We start from the raw sequence: 23,204 nt of genomic DNA, 5'->3' as shown, positions 1-23,204 counted from the left end.
TACGCTTTTCCTGCCGAGCAATCGGCAGGAAGAAACTTTCTAATACTTTTTATTTTCTTTATCTCAGTATGTTAAGATATTTGTCCGCCGCGCGGACAGTCCAAAGACGAAAGTCACAAGTCCAAAGGAAACTTTAGACTTTAAGACTTCGGACTTTAGACTAACAACCTTAAGGTGGTTATTGCGGCGGGGCTCACCTCTTCCCATCCCGAACAGAGTAGTTAAGCCCGCCTGCGCAGATGGTACTGCAGTTATGTGGGAGAGTATGTCGTCGCCTTTCTTTATTTGAACCCCAGTCTGAAAAGACTGGGGTTCTTTTGTTTATAGATACCACGTGTTCGCCATGCGGGCTCGGTTCGTCGCCTTTCTTTGTTAATGTCCATTTCTATTATTATGGTGCAGTTTTTTTAACGAGAGTTTTTTAATTAAATTAGTTTTTTAATAGTTTGAGAATTTTATTGATTTGTTTTCATGCTACTAGGATTGTAATGGTTATGTTACCGTTAAATTTATCTGTAGATTTTCCATAGTCAAGTTTTTTCGAAATCAAAAATGTACTTTTGTAACATTAAAATTTTTATTATGAAAAAAATATTTTTGTTTTGTGTCTTTATTCTTATGTCAAATTTGCAAGCGCAACAAAGACCCAAATTAGTAGTTGGTATCGTTGTGGATCAAATGAAAATGGAATATTTATATCGTTTTTCGGATGATTTTTCATCAAATGGATTTAAAAGATTAATGGATAAGGGGTACACTTTTCATAACATGCATTATAATTTTGTACCCACCTATACTGCCCCTGGTCATGCCAGTATTTTTACTGGAGCTACACCATCTACTCATGGCATTGTAGGGAATGATTGGTTTAATAAAGCGACAGGAAAGGATTTGTATTGCACTGACGATGCCTCTGTGAAAACAGTTGGGGATGGTTTAGAAAATGAGGGGGCTATGTCTCCAAAAAACCTTTTAAGCACCACCATCACTGATGAATTAAGAATGGCAACAAATTTTGAAGGCAAAGTAATCGGGTTGAGTATCAAAGATCGTGGTGCCATTTTACCAGCAGGTCACTTTGCCAATTGGGCTTTTTGGTACAGTAAAACAGGAGCCTTTATTTCAAGTACTTTTTATGGTTTAGCATTACCGGATTGGGTTACAGAATTCAATGAAGAAAAACGATATATGAATTATATCAATAGAGGCTGGGATTTATTTAAGCCGGTTGCTACTTATAATGAAAGTCTTGCAGATGATAATCCATATGAAGGAAAATTGGATAAAACTAAAAGACCTGTTTTTCCTTATGATTTGAAAGAAATTTATAAAGAAAAAGGGGCTGATATTTTACGTTCTACTCCTTTTGGCAATGATATTTTAGCTGACTTGGCGATGAAAGCTATAGAAAACGAATCCCTCGGAAAAGATGATATAACAGATTTTTTGACTGTTAGTTTCTCTTCTACTGATTATGTTGGTCACACTTTTGGGCCTCGTTCTATGGAGTTGCAAGATACTTATTTACGTTTAGATGAGACTATTGCTCAGTTTTTAACCTACTTAGATAAAACGGTTGGAAAAGATAATTATTTGCTTTTTTTGACTGCTGATCATGCAGGCGCCGAAAATCCAAATTATTTAAAAGATAATAAATACAATGTAAAAAATATACCTTCTAAAGATATTGTTGCAGCATTGAAAAAGTTTTCTAACGAAAGTTTCGGTGCTGATTTAGTTTTGGATTATTCTAATTTTAATCTGTTTTTTAATACAGAAATTATTAAGAATAAAGGATTGGATATGAATGTTGTAAAACAAAGTTTTAAGACGTTTTTGATGACACAGGAGCAAGTTAAAAGAGTGTATACTGAGGAAGAAATTTTAGCTTCTTCCGGAGATGATTATTTTTTGAGTTTTATTTCTAAGGGATATGATCCGAGACAAAATGGTGAAATTGTGGTGTTAGATAAGGCGGGTTACATGCAGTATCAAGCTACCGGAACTACGCACGGAACACTTAATAGCTATGATACTCATGTACCGTTGCTTTTTTATGGTTGGAAAGTTCCTAAAGGGGAGTTGCATGCTAAAAAGTATATTACGCAAATTGCTCCTACACTTTCACAAATGCTAAAAATTCCTTTTCCAAATGGTACGGAGTCTGAAGTGTTAGACACACTTTTAGATGACGATAAATAAACCTAAGTCGAGTTTAATAATAAAACGCCCGTCTTTACGATAAAGACGGGCGTTTTTTATTTTACAGGATTTTCAGAGTCTTGTTTATGCTAAAATTTATTTTGAGCATTGCCTTCAAAAGGATTTAGTACAGTTGCGCCAATTGCAAATAAAGAACCATTCTTGAAAAATTTCCGTCTATTCATTGTTTCTTTTTTTTGTAAGAATTCCAAATGTAAAGAAACTACTTCACGCAGTATGTTAAGGATTGATTATTTTTTTGGAATGAAACAGGTTTCAAATTGCTATGGGTTAATAATAAAAAAATCCCATTTGCATGGACAAATGGGATTCCTGTTTTAGACTGTCGCTGCTATGGGTAACGGAATCTGGTTTTTAAGTAAATCTTCAAAACTCTCGCGGGCACGGATTAAATGGCCTTCCCCATTTAGCCATAAAACCTCTGCTGGCTTGTATCTGGAGTTGTAATTTGATGCCATTGAGAAGCAGTAGGCTCCGGCGTTTCTAAAACATAAAATATCCCCTTCTTTGATTTCTGAAATCCTTCTGTTGTTTGCAAAAGTATCCGTTTCACAAATGTATCCTACTACGGAGTAAAAACGTTCTTTTCCTTTGGGGTTAGAGATGTTTTCGATATGATGTTGCGATCCGTACAACATTGGTCTGATAAGGTGATTAAAACCACTGTCTATTCCAGCAAAAACAGTCGAAGTGGTTTGTTTTACTACATTAACTTTAGCTAAAAAGAAGCCAGCCTCGCTAACTAAAAATTTGCCGGGCTCAAATATCAAGGTTAATTCTTTTCCATATTCAGTACAAAACGCATTGAATCTTTTGGATAGTTTTTTGCCTAATTCTTCGATGTCCGTTTCGATATCGTCTTTTTTATATGGCACTTTAAATCCACTTCCAAAGTCTAGGAATTCAAGATTTTTGAAGTTTTTAGCCGCATCAAATAATATTTCGGCAGCATATAAAAAGACTTCGATGTCTAAAATATCAGAACCAGTGTGCATGTGAATGCCTACAATATTCATTTTGGTGTTTTCTACAATACGAACAAGGTGTGGCAATTGATGAATCGAGATTCCAAATTTACTATCGATATGTCCTACAGAAATATTCGTATTTCCACCAGCCATTACGTGTGGATTGATTCGAATGCAAACAGGTACGTTAGGATGTTTAGTCCCAAATTGTTCTAATATTGATAAATTATCAATATTTATTTGAACTCCCATCGCGTTTACTTCTTCAATTTCTTCGAGAGAAACTCCGTTTGGAGTATAAAATATTTTTTCGGGTGCATAACCGGCATGAAGGCCTAATAGCACTTCTTGAATAGAAACGGTATCTAGACCAGCTCCCATATCCTTTAATAATTGGAGTATTGCAACATTTGACAATGCTTTCATGGCATAATTGATGCGTAATGTATCTACTTTAGAAAAAGCTTTAGTTAATCTATTGTATTGAGATTGTATTTTTTCGGCATCATAAACGTATATTGGACTGCCAAATTGTTCTGCTAATTGTAGTAAGTCTTTTGATTGCATGGTTATTAATTTTCAGCAAATTTATTACTCTTTATTTAGTCCTACAAGCTAATAACTGAATTCTAACAAATTATAACAAAAAGTTATAATTTGAACATCTATTGTTGATTTAAAAAAAAATAACCCTTGACAAATTTTTCTGTCAAGGGTTACAAAATGGTAGCAAGAATTATAAGTTGGGTAAATCACCATTTCCTTTGGTAGGTAAATTGGTATACCCCATCAAGTATTTATCAACTTCTCTGGCTGCCTCTCGACCTTCAGATATTGCCCATACAATTAAAGATTGTCCTCTTCGCATGTCACCTGCAGTAAATATATGAGGAACATTCGTTTGATAATTTGTTGCTTTATAATTGCTTCTCATATCAGTTTCTAATCCTAATTGATCACTTAATGTTTTTTCAGGACCCGTAAATCCCAGTGCCAATAAAGCTAAATCACATGGCCAAATTTTTTCTGAACCTTCTTTTTCTATCAATTCAGGTCTTTGTCCCGGTGTCATTTTCCAAGCCACTTCAACGGTTTTTAAACCTACAAGTTGGCCGCTTTCATTAGAAATGAATTCTTTGGTATTGATCAACCAGTTTCTATTACACCCTTCTTCATGTGAAGAGGACGTTTTTAATTGCAATGGCCAAAACGGCCAAGGGGTAGTTTCACTTCTTCCAACGGGTGGTTTGGGTAAAATCTCAAAATTAGTCACTGATTTAGCTCCGTGTCTGTTTGATGTTCCCACACAATCAGAACCAGTATCTCCGCCACCTATAACGATCACATCCTTACCGGTAGCCATTATTTGACCTGGAATTACTTCGCCATATAGTGATTTAGTTTGTTGTGTCAAGAAAGTCATTGCCTGCACCACTCCTTGACTTTCTATTCCTTTGGTAGGTAAACTTCTTCTTTCTGTGGCGCCACCGCATAATACGATTGAATCAAAAGCGTTCAATTCTTCAACACTATAGTTTACGCCAACATTTATATTCGTTTTAAAAGTGATTCCTTCAGCTTCTAAAACAGCAACACGTCTGTCGATAATTCCTTTTTCTAATTTGAAATTTGGAATTCCGTAACGTAGTAATCCACCAATGGCGTTGTCTCTTTCAAAAACGGTAACGGTGTGTCCTGCACGATTTAACTGTTGTGCTGCTGCTAATCCAGCAGGACCGGAGCCAATAACGGCGACTATTTTTCCTGTTCTAATTTCTGGTGGTTGTGGTTTGATCCAACCTTCAGCAAAACCTCTTTCGATAATATTTTTTTCAATATTTTCAATTGCTACTGGCTCACTTATAATTCCTAAAACACATGACTTTTCACATGGAGCGGGGCATAAACGACCCGTAAATTCAGGAAAATTATTGGTTGATTGTAATATTTTCAAGGCACCTTCCCATTCTTCCTGATGCACCATATCGTTAAAATCAGGAATTAAATTTCCCAACGGACAGGCGCTGTGGCAAAAAGGAATCCCACAATCCATGCACCTGGATCCTTGTTCTTTAATTTTATCTTTTTCTAACTGAATTGTAAACTCATTGTAATTTGATACACGCTCTTCAACTAGTACAGTGCTTTCATCTGTTCTATTATATTCTTTAAATCCTCCTATCTTTCCCATAACTATAGTGCTAGTAGTTCTTCAATTTTTTTTTCTTCGGCTAATCTTTCTAATGCCTTTTTGTAATCAGTAGGCATCACTTTGACAAAATGGTTGCGTTGGTTTTCCCAATCTTCTAAAATTCTTTTTGCAAGTGGACTATTGGTGTATAATGAATGATTTTTTATCAAATGTTTTAATTTGGTAAAATCTTCTGCAACCAATGTTTCAAATGCGACCATTTCCATATTGCATAAGGTAGCATCGAATTTTTTATTTGGATCAAAAACATACGCAATACCACCGCTCATTCCTGCTGCAAAATTTCTTCCTGTTTTGCCAAGGATCACCACTGTTCCACCTGTCATATACTCACATCCATGATCTCCAATTCCTTCAACAACAGCTGTTGCTCCCGAGTTTCGAACACAAAAACGTTCTCCCGCCATACCGTTAATATAGGCTTCGCCACTAATAGCGCCATACAGTGCTACATTACCAATAATGATGTTTTCTTCTGGTTTAAAAGTAGCAGTAGGAGGAACTTTAATAATTAGTTTTGCACCAGAAAGTCCTTTTCCTAAATAATCATTACAGTTTCCATGTATTTTAAAGGACAAGCCATTAGTTGCAAAAGCACCAAAACTTTGACCTGCTGAACCTGTGAAATCTACCAATATGGTATCATCTGGTAATCCTTGTGCACCATATATTTTTGAAATTTCATTACTCAATATAGCGCCAACGGAACGATCTGTATTTTTAATATCAAATGTAACTCTCGTTTTCTCTTTCCTGTAAATGGATGGAATAGCGGCTTTTATGATGTCAAAGTCAAGCACGTGTTCTAGTGCGTGATCTTGTGTTGTAGTATTGTGGTTTGGAACCTCTTTTGCTTTTTCAGGTTTGTACAAAATAGCCGATAAATCTAATCCGCTGGCTTTATAATGCTTGATGGCTTTATTGACATTTAATTTTTGAGATTGACCCACCATTTCCTTTAAGGTTCTGTATCCAAGTTGCGCCATGATTTCTCTTAACTCCTCAGCAATAAAATACATAAAGTTAATAATATGTTCCGGTGTTCCTTTGAAATTTTTTCTCAGTTCTGGATCTTGTGTCGCAATACCTACGGGGCAGGTGTTCAAGTGACAGGCTCTCATCATAATACAGCCGGATGCGACTAAAGGAGCAGTCGCAAATCCAAATTCTTCAGCTCCAAGTAAAGCTGCAATAGCTACATCACGTCCTGTTTTCAATTGTCCGTCACATTCTAATACGACACGGCTTCTTAAATCATTCAAGATTAAGGTCTGTTGCGCTTCGGCAAGGCCAAGTTCCCATGGAATACCGGTGTGTTGTAGTGAAGTTAATGGTGCAGCTCCAGTTCCTCCATCGTATCCTGAAATCAAAATCACATCGGCTTTTGCTTTGGCAACACCGGCAGCGATCGTTCCAACGCCCACTTCTGAAACTAATTTTACATTAATTCTGGCTTCACGATTGGCATTTTTTAGATCAAAAATTAATTGGGATAAATCTTCAATAGAATAAATATCGTGGTGTGGCGGCGGTGAAATTAATCCAACATAAGGCGTAGAATTTCGTACTTCGGCAATCCAAGGCACTACTTTTTCGCCGGGTAATTGACCACCCTCTCCGGGCTTTGCCCCTTGAGCCATTTTTATTTGAATCTCTTTGGCATTCGTCAAATAGTTGATAGACACTCCAAATCTTCCGGAGGCAACTTGCTTGATAGCACTATTTCTAGAATCTCCATTTAAGTCTTTTTGGAATCGTTTTGGATCTTCTCCACCTTCTCCAGAGTTGCTTTTTCCACCAATTCTATTCATAGCAATTGCTAGATTTTCATGGGCTTCCTGACTGATTGAACCATAGGACATGGCTCCAGTTTTGAATTTTTTTACAATTTCGGTCCAAGGTTCGACTTCATCAATTGAAATAGGATCCAGATTATTGAACTCAAACAAACCTCTAATTGTCATTAGATTTTCACTTTGGTCATTAACCATATCAGAGTATTCCTTATAACTTTCAGGACTATTTAAACGTACCGCTTGTTGTAATTTAGAAATCGTTGTTGGATTAAACATGTGTTTTTCTCCTGATCTTCTCCATCTGTAAATTCCGCCAATTTCCAGAGGCAGTAAATTACTCACTTTCGAATTTGGAAAAGCTTTCTGGTATCTTTTTTTGATTTCTTTTTCGATTTCCATTAGACCAATTCCTTCAATTCTGGAAGGAGTGTAGGGAAAATATTTAGAAGTGAATGTTTTATTTAATCCCAAAATTTCAAATATCTGTGCTGCTCTGTACGAATGTAGCGTAGAGATACCAATTTTATTCATGATTTTCAGGATCCCTTTTGCAATCGCTTTATTATAGTTTTTAATGGCATAATCTGCTTTAATACCAGTAATAAAACCTTCATTTACCTGGTTGTGAATAATTTCATTCACCATATAAGGATTGATTGCACTGGCACCATAACCAAATAATAAGGCAAAATGATGCGGCTCTCGTGGTTCTGCAGATTCAATGATGATTCCAAACTTAGAACGAGATTTCAGGATGTTCATCGAATGATGAATATAGGAACAAGCCAATAGCATTGGGATTGGAGCCATTTTTTCGCTTACTCCTCTATCCGAAATGATTACAATATTACACCCTTCAGAAACGGCTTTGAAAGTAGCTTGAACCGCTCTTTCTAGAGCGCGTTCTAAACCATTTACTCCTTTTTCGATGTCGTATAAAGTTGTAATTGTTACTGATTTGAAATCAGCATGATCAATATTTTTTACTTTATCTAAATCCTCATTTGAGATTACTGGATTTTGAATTTTTAGTTTCTTACAATGTTTTGGAACAATGTCAAATATGTTATAATCTCCCCCAATAGCCAGGCTAATATCAGTAATGATTTCTTCGCGAATCCCATCTAATGGAGGATTGGTAACCTGAGCAAATAACTGTTTGAAATAGTTGTACAAAAGCTGTGGCTGATCTGACAAAACCGCTAACGGAGTATCATTTCCCATAGAACTTAATGCCTCTGCCCCTTGGATTCCCATAGGATTTATGATGGTCTTTAAGTCTTCCAGTGTATATCCAAAGAGTCTTTGTCTGGTCTCAAAATCAATATTTTCTACAGGAATTTGATTATGAGTATACGGTATTTGAGATAATTGTACTAAATTTTCATCCAGCCATTGCTGATAAGGACGTTTTGTGACAATTGCATTTTTGATCTCGTCATCTTCTATAATCCGGCCTTCATTCATGTCCACGAGAAACATTTTTCCGGGTTCTAAACGACCATGTTGCACTACATCTTCGGGTTTAATATCAAGAACACCAATTTCTGAAGACATAATTACGAAACCACTTTTAGTCAATGTATAACGAGAAGGACGCAATCCATTTCTATCTAACAAAGCACCAATAACATTACCATCAGTAAAAGGAATAGAGGCTGGGCCATCCCAAGGTTCCATGATGCAAGCATTGTATTCGTAAAAAGCTTTTTTATCGGCGGACATCGTCTGGTGTTTTTCCCACGCTTCAGGGACAACCATCATCATAGCTTCCGGCAAGGAGCGGCCTGTCATCAATAACAGTTCAATTACCATATCCATTGAAGCAGAATCTGATTTTCCTTCTAAAATGATTGGAAATAATTTTTTGATATCGTCACCAAAAACATCACTTTTCATCAATTCCTCACGAGCACGCATGCGACTAATATTTCCACGTAGTGTATTGATCTCACCATTGTGGCACATGTAACGGAACGGTTGCGCTAATTCCCAAGATGGGAATGTGTTGGTGGAAAAACGTTGATGAACCAAAGCTAATCGGGTTACCAAATCGTCATCTAATAAATCCGTATAATACCTACTGATGTCTTCCGGCATCAATAATCCTTTATAGATGATTGTGGTGGTGGAACAACTGGAAAAATAGAACATGTGGCTTTCTGAAATCCTTGAATTTTGGATCGCATGTTCTGCAATTTTTCTCGCTGCAAATAATTTAGCATTAAATTGTTGTTCCGTTAGGTCTAAGCCTTTTTTACCCACAAACACTTGTTTCACGGTTGGTTCTTTCTCACCGGCAATTCGTCCTAAATTAGTGGCATCAACCGGTACGTCTCTCCATCCTAATATTTCTAAATTTTGATCGCGTATCGAAGTTTCGAAAGTCGTTTTACAAAAAACAACTTGGTTTTTACTTTTGGGCATAAAGACCATTCCTACGGCATATTGTTTTGTCTCGGGGATTTCAAAATCACAAACTTTCTTAAAAAAATCATGAGGGATATCAAATAATATTCCCGCTCCATCTCCCGTTCTGCCATCTGAACTCACCGCACCCCGATGTTCTAATTTGATTAGAATATCCAATGCTTTGTGTATAATATCATTTGATTTGATTCCATTTAGATTACAAATGAATCCTGCTCCGCAATTGTCGTGTTCAAATTCGGGCAAATAAAGGCCTTGTTCTTTAACTTTCATGCTTAATATTTTTTATACAAAATTAAAGATTTAGTAACATATAATAGGTGTAAAAGTTAAAAACGGCTTGTTTTTACAGTTATAGTAGAAAAAGGTTAAATAAAACATAATAATAGGATTTTAACGCATTCGATTTGATTTTTCTACAACGAGAAAACCAAATAGAAGCCGATGGATTGATAGTTTTGAAAGAAATATTTTACTGATCATTTTGCTTTTGAATTTATAACAAATTTGGAGTTAATCTTTATATTTTTTTATTTTGAAAGGAGTTGTAGTTTTGTTTGGACTATTGAAATTTAGACACCATTTAAATCAAAAAAAAAATAACAGTTACGTTTAATTTTGCTATTTTTGTGGCACTTTTATTCTGGAATAAATTCAGAATCCAGACAAATTCTATATTATGAACATACACGAATATCAAGGAAAAGAGATTTTAGCTAGTTACGGGGTTCGCATTCAACGCGGAATCGTTGCTAATAGTCCAGTAGAAGCGGTTGCTGCTGCTAAACAATTAACTACCGAAACTGGTACAAGTTGGTATGTTGTAAAAGCCCAAGTTCATGCAGGTGGACGCGGAAAAGGTGGTGGAGTTAAACTAGCAAAAAACTTACAACAAGTAGAAGAAATTGCAGAACAAATCATCGGGATGCAATTGATTACACCTCAAACTTCTGCGGAAGGTAAGAAAGTACATAAAGTTTTAATCGCTGAAGATGTTTATTATCCTGGTGAAAGTGAAACTTCTGAGTTTTATGTTTCTGTTTTATTGAATAGAGCTACAGGTCGTAACATGATTATGTATTCTACTGAAGGTGGAATGGATATTGAAGAAGTTGCGGAGCACACCCCACATTTAATTTTTACCGAAGAAGTGGATCCTTCTGTTGGACTGCAAGGTTTTCAAGCCAGAAGAATTGCTTTTAACTTAGGTCTTTCTGGAAATGCTTTCAAAGAAATGGTTAAATTCATCGATTCTTTGTACAATGCGTACATAGGTTCTGATGCGTCGATGTTTGAAATCAATCCGGTTTTGAAAACATCTGACAATAAAATTATGGCTGTAGATGCTAAAGTAAATATCGATGATAATGCTTTATACAGACAAAAGAAATATGCTGATATGCGTGACGTTCGTGAGGAAAACCCAATCGAAGTGGAAGCAAAAGAAGTAGGTTTGAACTATGTAGATCTTGACGGTACAGTAGGATGTATGGTGAACGGAGCTGGATTAGCGATGGCAACTATGGATTTAATTAAATATGCTGGTTTTGAACCTGCTAATTTCCTTGACGTAGGTGGAACTGCTGATGCAAAACGTGTTGAAACTGCTTTCCGTATTATCTTAAAAGATCCAAATGTAAAAGCTATTTTGATTAATATTTTTGGTGGAATCGTTCGTTGTGACCGTGTGGCTCAAGGAGTTGTTGATGCATACAAAAATATGGGAGACGCCATTAAAGTGCCTATCATTGTTCGTTTACAAGGTACCAATGCAGCTATTGCAAAAGAATTAATTGATAATTCAGGAATGCCAATTTTATCTGCTGTTGAATTTCAAGAAGCTGCAGATCAAGTAAAAGCTGCACTTTCTTAATTAGAAAATTGTTATATATTGAAAAATCCTGAGTGAAAGCTCAGGATTTTTTTTGGATTAATTTTTAAATTATTTTGACCGAACAAATCATAATAATAATCGAAAGTGCAAAGTTTTCTGGCTTATAACAATTATCTTTGTTTTTAATGTTTTTTAGTATTATGAAACTCCACATAAAAAATAATTTCACTTCTGAATTGCCGGCTGACCCCATTGAAATCAATACACCAAGACAGGTTCAGCAATCGGCATATTCGTATGTGTTGCCCAAAAAACCATCCAACCCATCACTAATTCATGCTTCTAATGAAGTGGCTCATGCCATTGGCATTTCTGATGAAGACCTACTTTTAGCTGATTTTTTGCACATTTTTTCAGGAAGCACCATTTATCCGGAAACAAATCCTTTTGCCTTGTGTTATGCCGGACATCAATTTGGGAATTGGGCCGGACAATTGGGAGATGGTCGCGCCATCAATCTCACCGAAGTTATTCATGAAAATAAGATATATACTTTACAACTAAAAGGAGCAGGTCCAACTCCATATTCCAGAACTGCAGATGGTTTTGCGGTATTGCGTTCTTCCATACGGGAACATTTATGCGCTGAAGCCATGCATTATTTAGGTGTTCCCACAACACGTTCGCTATCGCTTATGCTTTCTGGCGATCAGGTATTGCGCGATGTAATGTATAATGGAAATCCTGCCTATGAAAAAGGCGCTATCGTTTGCAGAGTGGCTCCGTCATTTATCCGTTTTGGTAGTTTCGAAATGTTTGCTTCTCGAGAAGATTATGTTAATCTCAAATTACTGGCTGATTTTACGATCAAACATCATTTTCCTCACATTCAAGGGGAAGGTATCGAAAAATATCTCGCCTTTTTTCAGGAAGTAACCCGAACTACACTTAAAATGATTCTACACTGGCAACGCGTTGGTTTCGTTCATGGCGTTATGAATACTGATAATATGTCTATTCACGGGATCACGATTGATTATGGGCCTTACGGTTGGTTGGAAGATTATAATTCCGGCTGGACACCTAATACAACGGACAGTCAACATAAAAGATACCGTTTTGGCAATCAACCTGAAATTGCACTCTGGAATTTGTATCAATTGGCGAATGCGTTGTATCCTTTGATTAAAGATGCAAAACCACTTGAAACTATTTTGGACGCTTTTAGTACGGAATACGAAAAGGAGTATTTGGATATGATGCGAAATAAACTCGGTTTCCAAATTAAAAAAGAATCCGATATTGTTTTGATTCAGAGTTTGACCCAATTGCTGGAACGGGTAGAAACAGATATGACGATTTTCTTTAGAAATCTGAGTGATGTTACTAAAGCTGATCTTGCAATTACCGCTTTCGATTCAATAAAAGACGCTTTTTACAATGAAAAGGATTTGGATGAAACGGTGTTGAAAGATTGGTACGATTGGTTGGAGAAATACAGCATTCGAATCAATGAAGAAATACTTTTGGATACAGAAAGAAAAAATCAAATGAATGCCGTGAACCCAAAATATGTATTGCGGAATTATATGGCACAATTGTGTATTGATGACGCGGATAAAGGAGATTATTCGTTGCTAAACGAATTATTCGAAATGCTTAAAAAGCCGTATGATGAACAACCAAATTTTCAAAAGTGGTTTGCCAAAAGACCCGATTGGGCCAGAGATAAAGTGGGGTGTTCTATGTTAAGCTGTAGTTCTTAAAAAGGGATTTGAAAAATATTAAATAGGTGTCCGTTCGTTGCATCAAGCTACATTTTATGAATAAAATTAATTACATTGGTATTCACAAAGCACAGTCATTTAATATTTTTTTTTAAAATCTATTTAACACCAATTATCTCTTGACCTCTTATTAAAATATTATTTTTATTATCTAAATTTTCTTTGGTTTTTCCCAAAATGTTTATAATGTCAAATTTGGTGTCACTTTTTCTTAGATTGTAATGTGCTTCTGTATTGGTGACTTCAACTTCTAAAATATAGTTTCGGTCTAATTTGAAAGTCTCAATATTGTCTTTTATTAGTGTTCCGTTTACCATATAAATGACATCATTACTTTTGATTTTTGTGAATTCAGATTTAATTTGGTCTAAACCTATAAAATCATATTTCTTGGGGTTTTTAGAAGCAATATAAAGTTGGCCATGATACAAAACAGCATTTATTGTAGTGTCTTTTTTGATTACATTCACAGATTCAATTTCATTTGGGTCAAAATATTCCATCATATTTACAGGCATTAAAATTGAATCAAAAAACATAGCTGCATCTGAATTTTTAGTGTTTTGTCCAAAAAATAATGTTGTAATAAATAATATAGAAAAGGTTAGGAGCTGTTTCATTTTGATGACGTAAATTCATTAAGATGAACTAAATATACAAAAAATCCTGAATTCTCGTTCAGGATTTTATAATTTAATATAGTAGAGGATATAAATCTTTACTACTTATGATTTTTTATTTTTTCCGAAATTAAATTTCACTTTCTCCACTATTTGGACTTTTGAATTTCCTTTTGGATACTGTTTTTTAGAAGTATTTTTGGTAGCAGGTCTTGATTTTGATGGTGCTTCGTCGCCTCTTGATTTTTCTTCGTCTCTTGGTTTTGCCTTAAACTCGGGTCTGTCTTTAGCTCCTTCTTTTGCAGGAATTTGAGCTTTGTGCTTGGCTAAAACATCATTTGGGTTTTTTGGATTTTCTTTGGTTCCACGCAAGTGAATAACCAATGCATTTAGAAAATTACGCAACACCTGATCACCACATTCTATGTAATTTTCATGTTTTTCATCGCGAAAAAATGCACCCAATTCGGATTTAGTGATTCTAAAATCTACCAATTCCAATATTTCAACTATTTGATCGTCACGCAGCATTAAAGCGACGCGAAGTTTTTTAAAGATATCGTTGTTTGTCATCATATTCTAATTTTTTACAAAGGTACGGTTTAAAAGCAATTGCAACACAATTTTAGATTTAGAATTGGTTGCAATTCAAAATCTGAATTAGAGTATCTAAATCTTCTTTCCTATGATTGGCAGTAATTACAATTCTATTTAAATTCTGAGTATCTGTCAAGTATTTAAAATTGGTCACTATGATCTTATTTGCAGTCAAAATTTCAGTAAGTCCAATGATTTTCGGATAAACAAGCGGATACTTGGGGTCAAAATGAATGGCTTTGTTTTTAATTAAATGAGCATCTATATACTGAATGTTTTCTTTTAGTTTTTGATGCTGTTGCAAATAAATTGCTGCTGCATCTGCCATAGTTTGTACAAATGCGGCATTCATTCCGGCACTGGAAATATAAGTATCGTAAGTTTTTATCTGATTAATAAATTCAGAATCACTGGCAATTACGCCACCCGTTAATCCAAAGGCTTTCCCTAAAGAGGCCATCATGATTTTTCTTTTGATGTTAGGAAGATTGATGGTCGAATAAATTCCGCAACCATTTGTTCCCAAAATTCCAAGCGAATGCGATTCGTCAATAACCAAAGTGATTTCTTTATTGGACGGAATCGAATTTAAAATCGAAAGATCGATTGGTCTTATCTGAAAGGATGGAACAGAATCCGTTAGAATCGTAATTTTTTCAGTTGCGGTATCTAGTAAACGAGGATTTAATTCATTTTCAGTAAAAACAGGTAAGCTGTTAGGAGCTTTGATGGCGGCGTGTGTGCCTGGAAAATGAAAAAAACAATTGGTTTGCGACTCGAGTATTTCAATAACTATTTTCCCTGCCAGCATACCGGATGAAAGAGTAAGTGCAGCATCTGCTTTGATAAAATGGGCTATAAAGCGTTCTCCGTTTTCGTAGGCAGTCAGTTGAATATTGGCACTTCTGGAACTTCCGTACGCCGTTCCCCATTGCAAAATATTTTTGATAATTAAGTTTTGAAATTCGGAATGTGTAGGCAAACCCAAATAAGCTGTTCCGCCAAAATAAAGATATTCTTCATTTTCTACTTCAATTATTCGATCTGGAAATTGATTGACTTTCATTTAAAACTACATTAAAGTTACACCGGTTCCGTTCAAGTCAGAATAGCTTATTTTGCCGAAATCAATGGTAATACCTGTGGCAATATCCTCGGATAATAATAGTGCGCCATCCATATCTACATAATCCAGTTGCGGTAATAAATGCGCAATTGCGGATATTCCAACTGTTGATTCGGTCATGCAGCCCACCATGGTTTTTAACCCTAATTTCTTGGCTTCCTGAATCATTCGTCTTCCGGGAGTTAGTCCGCCACATTTTACTAATTTGACATTTATCCCATGAAAATGATTGTGACATTTGGCTACATCTTCTTCTATAATACAACTTTCGTCGGCTATAATTGGTAAAACAGAATGTTTGAAAACTTCCTTGTGTTCTTCCCAATTGTTTGCCTTCATGGGTTGTTCCAAAAACTCGACACCTAATTTTTTTAGTTCAACGGCATTGTTTATGGTTTCTGCTACACCCCAGCCGCAGTTGGCATCAATTCTAAAAACAGCGTCAGTATGTTTCCTAAGTTCAGTAACAATGGCAATATCTTCCTTTGTACCTAATTTTATTTTATAAATTGGCCAAGGTAATTCTTTCATTTTAGCCACCATTTTTTCTATCGATGCAATTCCTATTGTGTAATCTGTCAATGGATTTTTATCGGTAGTGTAATTCCACAATTGGTACAGTTTTTTTTCTTTTTTACGAGCATACAAATCCGTAAAGGCCATATCCAAAGCGCATAAGGCAAACATATTGTTTTTTAAATACGGATGAATCGCAGCCCAAAATTCTTCAGGGGTTTCATTTGTTTTAGTTTCAATTACAGATCGAATTTTTTCCAAGTCCTGCATCATCACCGGAACAGTTGTCTTGTAGTACGGATTAGAAGTTGCCTCGCCAAAACCTGAATAACCATCACTTTGTAATTCCACAATCAAAGAAGGCTGAAAGTCTATAGATTCTCTCGAAATCGTGAATGTATGTTTCAGTTTAAGGTTGTATGCTCTTAAGATTAGTTCCATAAGGAATGTGATTTTAATGTTTGTTGTGTTTACTTGCAGCAGAATAATTTAGTAACCAAGCCATAAAACAGCTTTTACAAAACCATCACGCCATAATTTTTCATTGTGTTGTCCGCCTTTTACAATTTTCTTTTCATTCAAATTAAGGCAGGAACATCTATTGGAATTCAGTAAATATTCCATTTTATTCAAATCGGTCACCATATCTTCACTTTCATTGTCTCCACATAGAAAATAGATTTTAGACTTTATTTTTTTAGACTTTTCAGTCAGATCATAAATATCTTTGGTAAACCAAAAGGAAGGGGAAAATACTCCCGCTTTTCCAAATATCTCTGGGTATTTTAAAACAGCGTAATACGAAGTAAGACCGCCAAGGGAACTTCCCATGATGATAGTGTTTTTCTTGCCGGTTTTGGTTCTGAACGTTTTATCGATGTGCGGTTTTAAGGTTTTTACGATAAATTCTAAATAACGGTCTGCTTTTCCTCCTTCATATTTCTCGTTTTTAAAAGGCGTCAGTTCATCAATGCGTTTTTCATTTCCATGTTCAACTCCTATAACAATAACGGGTGCTTTTAGGCTATCCAATTTTTCGTCTATATTCCATTCACCTGAATAAGAAGTTGTAGCGTCAAATAAATTTTGAGCATCATGCATGTAAATTACGGATAATTTTCTTTTGGATGTGGCATATTTTTGGGGTAAATACACCCAAATTTTCTTTGTCGATTGAAGCTGTGGAGCCTCGATAGTAAAAGTGGAAACTTGTTTTGATGCCGTACGCTGCTTCGAAGTTCTAACTGAAGGTCTTGGCTCTTGAGCGTTGATTTCTGGTATCAAAAAAAGGATAAACAGCAATAATAGGTATCGTTGAATCATTAGTTCGTTTTGTAATTCAATTTAAAAACAATATTTTAGCTAAAAATAATAATTTGATGGATACATTCGAAGAAAAGAGAAGTTTACTTTTGGAGATGATTGCTTTTTCTACAGTTGATGGTCATTTACACAAGAAAGAATATGATTTTTTGTTTATTATAGCCAATGAATTGAATATAGAAAAAGGAGGTTTCAATGATTTGTTTCATTTAGAATTGCCCCAGTTGCCCATTAAATCCGAATTTCAGCGGATACAGCAATTTTATAGATTGGCCTTACTGATGCATAGCGACGGAATTTTGCACAAGAAAGAAGCTGTTAACATCCAACAAATAGCAATTGAAATGGGACTTAATCCTGCTGCAACAAAACGAATTCTGAAGCTGATGGATGAAGCGCCAAACGCAATTATTAATTCTGAAGTCTTATTGACTGTTTTTCAAGAGCAACATAATTAAGTTAATTGTTGCTGCAATCTCTTGATGTCATCCCGTAATTTTGCCGCCTGCATAAAGTCCAGATCTTTTGCGGCTTTTTCCATCGATTTCCGTTTTTCCCGGATAAGTTTCTCGATTTCCGTTTTTGATAGATATGCAGTTTCCGGTTCTGCTGCGGCATTCAAAGTGAGACCCAATTCATAGTCTACCAAAGGATTTTTGGTAAATGCACTTTCTATTTTTTTGTTTAATGCCTGTGGTGTCTGATTGTTTTCAGTGTTATAATTGATTTGTTTGGTTCTGCGATAATTTGTTTCATCAATGGTTTTTTGCATGCTGGCGGTTATTTTATCCGCATACATAATTGCTTTACCGTTCAGGTTTCTTGCTGCGCGACCAATTGTTTGCGTAAGTGAGCGGTGGCTTCGTAAAAAACCTTCTTTGTCTGCATCTAAAATGGCCACCAAAGAAACTTCCGGTAAATCCAGACCTTCACGAAGTAAATTGACACCAATTAATACATCAAAAATTCCTTTTCGTAAATCTTGCATGATTTCTATTCGTTCCAAAGTGTCGACTTCAGAATGAATATAGCGACAGCGAATATTGACTTTCGTTAAATATTTTGCGAGTTCTTCTGCCATTCTTTTGGTTAAAGTTGTCACTAAAACGCGTTCGTCAATTTCTGCCCGAACCTGAATTTCTTCGATTAAATCATCAATCTGGTTTAAACTTGGTCGGATTTCGATAATGGGATCCAATAATCCTGTCGGACGAATTACCTGTTCCACAACGACACCTTCCGTTTTTTGCAATTCATAATCAGCAGGTGTTGCTGAAACATAAATTACCTGATTTTGCATGGCTTCAAATTCTTCAAACTTCAAAGGGCGATTGTCCATTGCTGCAGGAAGTCGGAAACCATATTCCACTAAGTTCTCTTTTCGGCTTCTATCCCCGCCATACATAGCACTGACTTGTGAAAGTGTTACGTGACTTTCATCAACAACCATTAAGAAGTCACTTGGAAAATAATCCAGCAGGCAAAAAGGTCTTGTTCCAGGTAAACGACCATCCAGATAACGAGAATAATTTTCAATTCCGGAGCAATAACCCAGTTCCCGAATCATTTCCAAATCAAAATTGGTACGTTCTTCCAGTCGTTTAGCTTCCAGATGTTTTCCAATTTCCTTAAAATAATCGACTTGTTTTACTAAATCCTGTTGGATTTCCCAAATCGCACCTTGTAAAACATCCGGTGAAGTCACGAACATATTGGCCGGATAAATCGTCAGTTTATCAAATTTTTCAAGTACTTGAGAGTTCTTGGTGTCAAAACTTTCGATCTCTTCAATTTCATCACCAAAGAAATGGATTCGGTAGGCTTCGTCAGCATAACTAGGATACACATCAACGGTGTCTCCTTTTATTCTAAAACTTCCAGGATTAAAATCGGCTTCCGTTCTGGAATATAAACTTTGCACCAGTTGATGTAATAATTTGGTGCGGGAAATAATTTGTCCTTTTTCAATTGGTATCAAGTTTTTCTGAAATTCGACAGGATTTCCAATACCGTACAAACACGAAACGGAGGCCACAACTAAAATGTCTCTTCGTCCAGAAAGCAAGGATGCAGTGGTTGACATTCGCATTTTTTCCAGTTCTTCATTGATGGATAAATCCTTTTCGATGAAAACGCCGGTTACAGGCATAAAAGCTTCGGGTTGGTAATAATCGTAATAGGAAACGAAATATTCCACGGCATTGTTCGGGAAGAATTGCTTGAATTCCGAGTATAATTGTGCCGCCAACGTTTTGTTGTGTGCCAAAACCAAAGTGGGTCTTTGTACTTCCTGAATTACATTGGCTACCGTAAATGTTTTTCCGGATCCGGTAACACCTAATAAAGTTTGGAATTTATCACCATCAATAATCCCCTGAACTAATTTGTCAATCGCTTGTGGTTGGTCGCCTTTGGGCTGGTAATCGGATACTACTTGAAAATTCATTGGTGTTAAGTGGCAAAGTTTTAGAGCTGTAAAGATACAAGTTTGGATTCTTTTTTTTACCAAAGGATGAGCCAAAAAAAAACCATTCGCGTGGGCGAATGGTTTTTAGTGTAAAACAGGGAGTTCTAGAAACTCAAGCTTAATCGAGCGAAAAGAAATCTTCCGTTTTGACCAAATTGAGAGGTGTTTCTTGAATATGCAAATTGATTTGCATTTGACAAGTCAATTGTTGTTGCATTGGCAGCATAAGTTACATTGCCATTTGTGTCAACACCATTTGCTCTTTTTGCAGTTTGTGTACCAAGATTTACATCAGGATAGATATCAAAAATATTGTTAGCCCCAATTACAACTTTTGTAGTTTCCGTAATTTTGAAACCAACAGATAAATCAGTGATTATTTTTGCGCCCCAGATTGGATGCTCAATTTCGACTGCTAGACCATTTATTATTGCTCCTTCAACTCTTCCATCTCCATTTACATCAGCCGTATTTGGATCAGTAACCTGGCCGAAGTAAACATTTCTCAAAAAGAAATCGAATTTTTTATAAGTAAAGGAGTTGGTTAAATTTCCTTTAACTCTTGGAATGGCTTCTTCTAGATAGACTCTGCTCATTTCAGAAAAATAGCGGTTGATTTGACCATTAGCAACTAAAGTAGGTGAACCTTTAATCGCGCCCACTTGTCTTGTTTGAGAAAAAGTAGTAGCTAAATCAGATTTGATTACTATGGCTCCTAAATTTAGCTTATGTGTTATAATGATATCAATTCCTTTAGACTCTGTACTAATAGCATTGGCAAAAAAGGTTGCCGCATTTGCTCCAGCGAGATCAAATTGTAATTGAAGCTCTCTCTGTGGCGTTCCGTCAGCAAACGTTCCCGATGGACGAGAAAATTGATCCGTCAAAGTTACTCTGTCATCTATTCTTACAATATAAGCATCGGCAGTCAAAGTAATGTTTCCTTCTGGAATCTTAGCGGTAAAACCAATACTGGCACTTTTAGATTCTTCTTGTTTCAATTGTGGGATTCCAAGGGCTTGTGCTGCCGGGGAATCATTACTAAATGTACTTACTTCAAATGGTACACCACCAACAAATTGAGTCGCTGTAGCATTAAAATTGATTTGATGTAAAGAAGGAGCGCGAAAACCTGTGGAAACGGCACCACGCAAATTAATGTTGTCTGTTAGTTTATAACGACTGGCAACTTTAAAATTAGTAGTGTTTCCAAAATCAGAATAGTTTTCAAAACGAACGGCTCCGTTCAATAACCATTTTTCTGTAACATCATATTCAAGATCTCCATAAATAGCGGTACTGTTACGACCTTTGTCAATAGCATTTGCTGGTCTGAAACCCGGAAATACTTGGGACCCATTCCCTCTAATAGATCCAAAGAAATCAGTTACGATCAGATTAGCAGGGGTTACTCTCGGTAAAGCGACATCACCATTTATATCATATAAATTATATGATTCTGGTTGTCCAGCATTGATGCTATATTTTTCATTTCGGTATTCAGCTCCAAAAGCAACGTTCAAATCACCAAATTTTCGGTTCATGTCGAAATTGGTTGTGTTTTGGCTAAAGGCTAATCCACCAGCGTCAAATTCAGTAGGAGAGTTTTCTCTTAGAGAGGCATTTACGGTATTTTCAACTCCATAATCAAATGCATTTCTTCCAAAAGTATTGCTTAAGTCAAAATTCCAATTTTCGAAAATTATACCTCTAAGACCCGCTGCTGCTGAGACATCGTTGATTGTAGAATGTATTTCTGGCAAAAAACCATTTGGATACAAACCGGTATACGATCTAGATTGATTTGGTCTTCTGTAAAAACCGGCAGCTTCACCAGTTCTGTAGCTGTTCCCTCCAAAAGCATACAATTCTAATTTATCAGTTAAAGGATAGGCAGCATTAACAAAGAATTGTGAGCTTTGTAGTGATGATTGACCTACTCGCATATTAAAATCATTTCGTACTAAACCTCTAAAGGCTAGTTCGTCAGTTGTGGCATCAATTCCTAATAAAGTTCTCATTCCCGGTAAATTCCCTGATGTAGCAGCATTTTGGATTGCAGTTTTTGTTGCTGCATCAAAATAACTTACTTGTTGCGCATACGTATTAATTGTGTTCAGCAAACCGTTGTAAAAACCAGGGGTAGGGTTTAACGTATTTGCATACAAACTATTAATGTTAATACCTGCAATTCTGGCTCTTTCTTCAACAGCATTGTATCTGTTAAATAAATTTCCTGTAACTTCTTTAGCACGACTTGTTTGACCTCTCAATTGAGCACTAGCCGTAACATTAATGAAACTTTTTTCCTTTCCTAAATTTGTTCCGTAGTTCAAGTCAATTTGGATGTTGTTTCCATCATTTCCACCGGTATGGTCGTTAGCATTTTTAGAAAAATGACTCCCACCAAAAAGATTTATTTCTAATTTTTTAGTGTCTTTTTTCATGTTGATGTTGATTACACCAGCAATAGCATCTGAGCCATATTGAGCTGAAGCCCCATCTCTTAATACTTCAATTTTTTCGATAGCAAAAGCGGGAATAGAATTCAAGTCGGTACCTACAGCTCCTCTACCAGGTGATCCATTGATGTTTACTAGAGATGATGTATGACGTCGTTTTCCATTGATCAAAACCAATACTTGGTCTGGTCCTAAACCTCTTAATTGTGCAGGGTCAATGTGATCTGTTCCATCAGCTACAGTTGTTGTATTTGAGGTAAATGATGGCGCAACCATATTTAAAATCTGATTCAAATTCGTTTGAGCACCTTGTGAAGCGATCTCTTTCATAGAAATAACATCAATAGGTACTGCAGATTCCGTTACGGTTCTGGTAGGATTACGGGAGCCCATTATAACTATATTTTGTAATGTTTCGCCACTTCCCGTTAAAGTAATGTTTAGTGTACTTCCTGTGATTTTAACTGATTTTGTTTCTAAACCTACATAGGAGAATTGTAAAATATCTCCAATTTTTGCAGTAATGGTGTATTTACCATCTATATCTGAAGTAGTGCCCTTTGCAATTCCTTTGATCATAATGGTTGTTCCAGGTAAGGTGGCGTTGGAGTCGTCAGTAACAACACCGGAGACTCTAATTTCTTGGGCAGTTATTACTGCTGAAAAAATTAAAGTTAGAATAAAGAAAAGTCTTTTCATTTTTGGTAATTTAATGTTAGAACCGTAAAAATACTACTTAAATGGCGTTAATTAGAATAAAAACAATCAAGATATTTGTTAAATGGCAAATAATTATTATTTACATTTTTTTTTATGAAAAAACTAGTTTGAGTTCTTTTTGTT

At 35.9% G+C, this 23,204-nt stretch carries 14 protein-coding genes and 1 rRNA gene; 5 read left to right on the top strand and 10 right to left on the bottom strand.

Going from position 1 to position 23,204, the window contains the following annotated elements:
- Positions 1 to 170: 170 nt before the first annotated feature.
- Positions 171 to 280: ribosomal RNA gene (gene rrf, locus EKL98_RS07705) — 5S ribosomal RNA — on the top strand.
- 302 nt (positions 281 to 582) lie between these two features.
- Positions 583 to 2,202: an alkaline phosphatase PafA gene (pafA, locus tag EKL98_RS07700; RefSeq protein ID WP_126460157.1), complete on the top strand. Its 1,620-nt coding sequence runs from the start codon at positions 583 to 585 to the stop codon at positions 2,200 to 2,202.
- Between the two features lie 338 nt (positions 2,203 to 2,540).
- On the opposite strand, the gene lysA is transcribed toward pafA, so the two are convergent.
- The 3 genes from lysA to gltB all read right to left on the bottom strand — a co-directional run bounded on the left by lysA (position 2,541) and on the right by gltB (position 9,902).
- Complete coding sequence (gene lysA, locus EKL98_RS07695) at positions 2,541 to 3,758, bottom strand: diaminopimelate decarboxylase (protein ID WP_126460160.1); 1,218 nt, start codon at positions 3,756 to 3,758, stop codon at positions 2,541 to 2,543.
- Between the two features lie 169 nt (positions 3,759 to 3,927).
- The gene (locus EKL98_RS07690; RefSeq protein WP_126561962.1) at positions 3,928 to 5,382 is read right to left on the bottom strand and encodes a glutamate synthase subunit beta; all 1,455 of its coding nucleotides are present in this window, start codon (positions 5,380 to 5,382) and stop codon (positions 3,928 to 3,930) included.
- A 2-nt stretch (positions 5,383 to 5,384) separates the two neighbouring features.
- Positions 5,385 to 9,902: a glutamate synthase large subunit gene (gene gltB, locus EKL98_RS07685; protein ID WP_126561961.1), complete on the bottom strand. Its 4,518-nt coding sequence runs from the start codon at positions 9,900 to 9,902 to the stop codon at positions 5,385 to 5,387.
- A 406-nt stretch (positions 9,903 to 10,308) separates the two neighbouring features.
- On the opposite strand from gltB, the gene sucC reads away from it, so the two are divergent.
- On the top strand, positions 10,309 to 11,502 hold the full coding sequence (gene sucC, locus EKL98_RS07680; RefSeq protein ID WP_126460171.1) for an ADP-forming succinate--CoA ligase subunit beta: 1,194 nt from the start codon (positions 10,309 to 10,311) through the stop codon (positions 11,500 to 11,502).
- A gap of 158 nt (positions 11,503 to 11,660) precedes the next feature.
- Positions 11,661 to 13,229, top strand: coding sequence for a protein adenylyltransferase SelO (locus tag EKL98_RS07675; protein WP_199740685.1), 1,569 nt, complete (start codon positions 11,661 to 11,663; stop codon positions 13,227 to 13,229).
- Between the two features lie 119 nt (positions 13,230 to 13,348).
- Here the strand turns inward: EKL98_RS07675 and EKL98_RS07670 are convergent, their stop codons facing one another.
- The 5 genes from EKL98_RS07670 to EKL98_RS07650 all read right to left on the bottom strand — a co-directional run bounded on the left by EKL98_RS07670 (position 13,349) and on the right by EKL98_RS07650 (position 17,432).
- Positions 13,349 to 13,870: a hypothetical protein gene (locus tag EKL98_RS07670; RefSeq protein WP_126561959.1), complete on the bottom strand. Its 522-nt coding sequence runs from the start codon at positions 13,868 to 13,870 to the stop codon at positions 13,349 to 13,351.
- Between the two features lie 105 nt (positions 13,871 to 13,975).
- Positions 13,976 to 14,443, bottom strand: a complete 468-nt coding sequence (locus tag EKL98_RS07665) for a DUF1456 family protein (protein WP_126454659.1) — start codon at positions 14,441 to 14,443, stop codon at positions 13,976 to 13,978.
- A gap of 58 nt (positions 14,444 to 14,501) precedes the next feature.
- Entirely contained in the window at positions 14,502 to 15,533 is a 1,032-nt protein-coding gene (locus tag EKL98_RS07660) for an aminotransferase class I/II-fold pyridoxal phosphate-dependent enzyme (protein WP_126561958.1), read from the bottom strand.
- Positions 15,534 to 15,539: 6 nt separating this feature from the next.
- Positions 15,540 to 16,550: a dipeptide epimerase gene (locus EKL98_RS07655; protein ID WP_126554321.1), complete on the bottom strand. Its 1,011-nt coding sequence runs from the start codon at positions 16,548 to 16,550 to the stop codon at positions 15,540 to 15,542.
- A 48-nt stretch (positions 16,551 to 16,598) separates the two neighbouring features.
- A complete protein-coding gene (locus EKL98_RS07650) occupies positions 16,599 to 17,432 on the bottom strand; it encodes an alpha/beta hydrolase (protein WP_126561957.1) in 834 nt (277 codons plus the stop codon).
- A gap of 56 nt (positions 17,433 to 17,488) precedes the next feature.
- Between EKL98_RS07650 and EKL98_RS07645 the strand changes: the two genes are divergently transcribed.
- Positions 17,489 to 17,890 (top strand): excinuclease ABC subunit B, encoded by a 402-nt coding sequence (locus EKL98_RS07645; protein WP_126561956.1) that lies wholly within the window; start codon positions 17,489 to 17,491, stop codon positions 17,888 to 17,890.
- Here EKL98_RS07645 and uvrB read toward each other — a convergent pair.
- Both uvrB and EKL98_RS07635 read right to left on the bottom strand, forming a co-directional pair.
- A complete protein-coding gene (uvrB, locus tag EKL98_RS07640) occupies positions 17,887 to 19,878 on the bottom strand; it encodes an excinuclease ABC subunit UvrB (RefSeq protein WP_126561955.1) in 1,992 nt (663 codons plus the stop codon). The genes EKL98_RS07645 and uvrB overlap by 4 nt on opposite strands.
- Before the next feature lie 125 nt (positions 19,879 to 20,003).
- Positions 20,004 to 23,060 carry a TonB-dependent receptor gene (locus EKL98_RS07635; protein WP_126561954.1) on the bottom strand — a complete coding sequence of 1,019 codons (3,057 nt, stop codon included), beginning with the start codon at positions 23,058 to 23,060 and terminating at the stop codon, positions 20,004 to 20,006.
- Between the last annotated feature and the right edge of the window lie 144 nt (positions 23,061 to 23,204).

This window comes from Flavobacterium bomense (assembly GCF_003970355.1).
The sequence above is the reverse complement of the archived record's forward strand: the minus strand, read 5'-3'. Positions and strand labels throughout refer to the sequence as shown.